The sequence below is a fragment of the Chamaesiphon sp. VAR_48_metabat_403 genome, from assembly GCF_031422475.1.
In the GTDB taxonomy this organism is placed as follows: domain Bacteria; phylum Cyanobacteriota; class Cyanobacteriia; order Cyanobacteriales; family Chamaesiphonaceae; genus Chamaesiphon.
Map to the genome: position 1 here is coordinate 1 of NZ_JANPLS010000035.1, position 5,177 is coordinate 5,177.

Annotated in this window: 4 protein-coding genes; 3 read left to right on the top strand and 1 reads right to left on the bottom strand. The window is 45.8% G+C overall.

All coding sequences use genetic code 11. The features are described from left to right. Positions 1-198: 198 nt before the first annotated feature. Entirely contained in the window at positions 199-972 is a 774-nt protein-coding gene (locus tag RMO79_RS01845; RefSeq protein ID WP_310481349.1) for an ATP-binding cassette domain-containing protein, read from the bottom strand. Positions 973-1,303: 331 nt separating this feature from the next. Between RMO79_RS01845 and RMO79_RS01850 the strand changes: the two genes are divergently transcribed. The 3 genes from RMO79_RS01850 to RMO79_RS01860 all read left to right on the top strand — a co-directional run. Continuing rightward, on the top strand, positions 1,304-3,829 hold the full coding sequence (locus tag RMO79_RS01850) for a DUF3656 domain-containing protein (protein ID WP_310481350.1): 2,526 nt from the start codon (positions 1,304-1,306) through the stop codon (positions 3,827-3,829). 75 nt (positions 3,830-3,904) lie between these two features. Then, complete coding sequence (locus tag RMO79_RS01855) at positions 3,905-4,495, top strand: Uma2 family endonuclease (protein WP_310481351.1); 591 nt, start codon at positions 3,905-3,907, stop codon at positions 4,493-4,495. A 28-nt stretch (positions 4,496-4,523) separates the two neighbouring features. After that, on the top strand, positions 4,524-5,177 hold a 654-nt coding region (locus RMO79_RS01860), incomplete at its 3' end, for a DsbA family protein (protein ID WP_310481352.1).

The following is a 5,177-nucleotide window of genomic DNA, read 5'->3' on the forward strand; positions in this document are numbered from 1 at the left end:
TAGCCGACTTGTGTATACACGGTAGCCCTTTTCAAGGGGGGATAGAGGGGATTTATAGGGTTTACGTTTAACAAACTAGTCCGCTTAGGCGGACTTTGTAATATGAGCAGCGGTTAGAAACCGCTGAGGTTATAGGTAGCAACTTGGGTTAAATAAGATCGCCTATTGCACCCAGTCCCCCCGTCTCCCCGTCCCCGGTCAGTGAGCGGAGCCGAACTGCCCCTCTTCCCACGGATTCAAACAAGCAATAAAAGCTCGTGCTTCTGGATGCTGAGATTGCAGAAATTCTGCTGAAGTTCCTAAGAATACTAAATTACCTTCATACATTAAACCAATCCGTGTACCCAAACAAAAAGCCTCTTGAATATCGTGAGTGACAAACACAACTGTTTTACCTAATTGGGTTTGTAAATGTCGAAACTGACGTTGCAATTCCAACCGCGTAATCGGATCGAGCGCGCCAAAAGGTTCATCCATTAATAAAATTGGCGGATCGGCAGCTAAAGCTCTCGCCACGCCAACTCGCTGACGTTGCCCACCAGAAAGCTGATGGGGATAGCGATGTGCGAATACTTCTGGTTCTAATCCTACCAAGTTTAACATCTCATAAACTCGTGCCTCAATTCGGTGTTTTTGCCATTTTTCTAAAGATGGCACGATGCCGATATTTTCACTAACATTAAAGTGGGGAAATAAACCAATATCTTGAATCGCATAACCGACTCGCCGCCGCAATTTAATCGGATCCCAATCATTAGTCGATCGATCGTCTACTAATACTGTACCCGTCGTTGGCATTAACAATCGATCGATTAATTTGAGCGTCGTAGTTTTGCCACTGCCACTCCGCCCCAACAACACGATCGTTTCCCCTCGATCGATAGTAAGATTCAACTGAGTTAATATCTGTCGATCGTTAATCTCAAAGCTAACATCTCTAAATTCAACAGCAATTTCTGACGATTGAGACATAAGATTGGACTGGGAGACGGGGAGAAAAGGACACCAATTCGGGATAAGGATTTCATGCAAAGATTACTAGCTTCGTTTGGACACCACCTGGGGATTCATCCCCAGGCTAATGGCTCAAGTCCACTTCAGTGGACTTGAGCAGCTAGCACTTCAGTCGCGGGCGGGTGATGAGCGTAGCAAATATTCTTATCCCGTTGGCATAGCTCCGATAAGAGAAACTGACGTTGAGGAGTAAGGAGTTACCAATAAGTTTAACTGTTCTCCCATCTCCCCGCTCCCCATCCCCTTAAAGCTAGAATACAAAGGCATAGAATATCCCTAGCTCGATCGTATGCTTGCACCTACCTCCACTCCCACCCTCACCCATCGCCCTTTATTACTCGCGCCAGCGGGGAATTGGGAATGTGCTAAAGCAGCCGTAGAGAATGGCGCGGATGCCATCTATTTTGGGTTGGAGCGGTTCAATGCCAGAATGCGGGCTGAGAACTTTACAGAGGCAGATTTACCCGAACTGATGTCATGGTTGCATCAGCGGGGAGTTAAGGGTTACGTGACGCTGAATACTTTGGTATTTACGCAAGAATTACCCGCTGCCGATCGGTATCTCCGCAGTATGATTCTAGCTGGAGTTGATGCGGCGATCGTGCAAGATGTGGGTATATGTAAATTAATTCGACATTTATCGCCAGATTTCCCGATTCATGCTTCGACACAGATGACGGTGACGAGTGCGGCGGGGGTCGAATTTGCCCACGAATTAGGCTGCAATTTAGTTGTATTAGCACGGGAATGTTCGCTCAAAGAAATTGATAAAATTCACGAACGATTGGGCGATCGCGATATTTCAATTCCGTTAGAAGTATTCGTGCATGGGGCATTATGTGTCGCTTATTCTGGGCAATGTTTGACGAGCGAATCTTTAGGCGGTCGATCGGCAAATCGGGGCGAATGTGCCCAAGCTTGTCGGATGCCTTACGATATTATTGTGGATGATGAATTATATCATTTGGGCGACAAGAAATATCTCCTCAGCCCTCAAGATTTAGCTGGTTTAAATGTCCTACCAGATATTATTAAAAGTGGGGTGAGTTGTCTCAAAATTGAAGGACGGCTCAAAACGCCTGAATATGTAGCGAGTGTGACGCGAGTATATCGATCGGCGATCGATAAAATAGTGGCAGATTTAGAAGCCCAATTCGATGCCAAGCCAGATACGTACAACCTCGAAATGGCATTCTCGCGGGGGTTGTATACGGGCTGGTTTGAAGGCATCGATAATCAAGCTTTAGTACATGCCAGATTCGGGAAAAAACGGGGCGTATATTTAGGCGAAGTCATTCGAGTTTATCCCGATCGCGAAGCAATTACCATTAATCCGATCGCGCCAATCAAACCGGGCGATGGGATCGTTTTCGATTGCGGACATCCCGAAGATCGGGAAGAAGGCGGACGAGTTTACGAGGTATTTACTAATGGGGACGAAAGCACGGAAGTCATGCTGGCATTCGGTCGCGGCAATGTCAATTTTCGCCAAGTCTATATCGGCGATAAAGTTTGGAAAACCAGCGATCCAGAATTAGACAAACAAATTCGGCAAACCTATGCAGGCGAAGTTCCTCAATTTCAACGCCCGATCGATCTCGAAATACATGGAGAAATCAACCAACCATTAACAGCGATCGCCCGCGATGAAACCGGACATACAATTAAAGTAGAATCCGAAATATTATTAGTCCCCGCCCAAAACCAACCCCTTACTACCGAGAAATTAATCTCCCAATTAGGACGACTGGGAAATACACCATATAAACTCGGAAATCTGACTAATAATTTAGTTGGCGATCTGATGTTACCCGTCAGCGCACTCAACCATTTGCGCCGCGAATTAGTTACCAAACTTACCGAAATTCGTAGTCAACCTAAACCCTGGCAACTCACATCCGATCGTCAATTAACAGACATCCTCCCTGCAATTGATAACGCCACACTCAACCCGCCCCAACTGAATATATTAGTCCGCAAACTAGACCAAATTCCCGCAGCGATCGCATCGGGTATTTCCCTAATTTATTGCGAACTAGAAGACCCCCGTAAATATCGCGAAGCCGTCGCCTTAGTCCGCGCCGCCAAACAAAATCAAACCAATCCCCTGCAAATATTTGTCGCTCCGCCACGCATTACTAAATCCGGCGAAAATTGGATTTTAGAACAAGTGCGATCGAGCGATGCCGATGGTTATTTAATCCGCAACTACGACCAGCTAGAGGTTTTTAAAAACGAACGCTGCGTGGGCGATTTTGCCCTCAACGTCGCCAATCCCCTCACCGCCGACTATTTTTACCAAAACTATAACTTCGATCGCCTCACAGCCTCCTACGACCTGAATATCGACCAATTAACCGCCCTGATCCGCAACTGTCCCCGCGACTGGTTTGAAGTCACCGTCCACCAACACATGCCCATGTTCCACATGGAACACTGCGTCTTTTGCGCCTTCTTATCCACAGGTACCGATTATACCAATTGCGGTCGCCCCTGCGAATCACATCAAGTCAAATTGAAAGATCGAGTCGGCACCGAACATATCCTCCAAGCCGACGCGGGTTGTCGCAATACCGTCTACAATGGTGTCGCCCAAACTGGTGCCGAATATATCCACCGTTTAATCGAATTAGGTGTCTATAATTTCCGGTTAGAATTCGTCAATGAAACCCCCGCCGAAGTCAGCCAAACGATCGCTTATTATCAACAATTATTAGGCGGTCAAATTAGCGGTGCCGAATTGTGGAAAGGTTTAAAACTAAGCAACCAATTAGGCGTAACACGCGGCTCATTAGGAGTGCAAGATCGGGAATAATTTCTCAAGATATTCGTGTCAGAGTTCAGAGTAGATATAATAGTAATTATCCAGGTGAAGTAAGGGAAACGCCCTATGACAATCGCCACGACAAAGCGCATCGCGATCGAAGAATATCTGACATATAATAATGGCACGGATACTCGCTACGAGCTGGTGGATGGGGAGTTGATTCGCATGTCACTAGGAGCGGGCGAACATGGCGACATTAGTGAATTCCTCAACGATCGATTTAAGACTGAAATTAAGCGGTTAGGGTTAGATTGGGTTGCTAAAGACATGAAGATTGCGATTCAATCGCCTAGAGGCACCCGCTGGGAGACGGCTAGAATACCAGACGTAGTGGTGCTACCCTTAGAACAATGGAATGGCTTAAAAAAAAGAGAGTCTTTAATTCCATTAAATGAACCGCCACCATTATTGGTAGTAGAAGTGGTGAGTCCTTCGACAGTAACGGTAGACTATCGCGCAAAACATAGCGAATATGCAGTCTTAGATATTCCTGAATATTGGATTGTCGATCCGATCGATCTCAAAGTAACTGTTTGCATACTCAAAGATGGAGCCTACAATAATGTCATATTTATCGGCGATCTCACGATTGTTTCGCCGACGTTTCCAGAGCTAGAATTTACAGCAATTGAAGTGCTAAATGCCGGAACATAAATTCCATCAAGTTAGGAACAATAAATGTATGATAACAAGTGCAAATGTTGACTTCTACTATGCGATCGGTAGCCGTTATTCATATTTGGCATCTACGCAAATTGATGCCCTCAAAACAGCAACTGGCTGTCACGTTGAATGGCATCCAATTAACAGCGTCAGGCTAATTTCTCAGCGCGATCGCAATCCATTTACAGGCAAACCTTCCGGAAAATATGAATGGGCATATCGCGAACTCGATGCCCAGCGATGGGCTAAATTATACGGAGTCCCGTATCTAGAACCTCGCGGTAGAGTACAGTTCGATTCCGAGTTACTAGCACGGGCATGTGTAGCTGCAAAGCAGTTTGACAAAGTAGTAGAATACAGCCACTTATTATTTGCCGCAATGTTCAAAGATTCACTAACCCAAATTGACGAGCGCGAATGTATCGATCGTGCCGAGATTTGTGGTATTTCTACTAAAGATTTCCAGGTCGCTCTTAAATCACAAGAAACCGCAAGCCAGCTCGATGAAACGATCGATAATGCTATTAATGCAGGAGTGTTCGGCGTACCGACATTTATCGTAAATGGCGAACTTTTCTGGGGCAACGATCGACTGATTCTGTTGCATCACTGTCTAGATTCCGATCGATTTGAAGCTTGGAAATCTCGACTGGTAAGCAATCCCGACATTTTA

What these genes read in the sequence shown, in the direction of transcription:
- RMO79_RS01845 (WP_310481349.1), bottom strand. Translation starts at nt 972, where the DNA reads ATGTCTCAATCGTCAGAAATTGCTGTTGAATTTAGAGATGTTAGCTTT.
- RMO79_RS01850 (WP_310481350.1), top strand. Translation starts at nt 1,304, where the DNA reads ATGCTTGCACCTACCTCCACTCCCACCCTCACCCATCGCCCTTTATTA.
- RMO79_RS01855 (WP_310481351.1), top strand. Translation starts at nt 3,905, where the DNA reads ATGACAATCGCCACGACAAAGCGCATCGCGATCGAAGAATATCTGACA.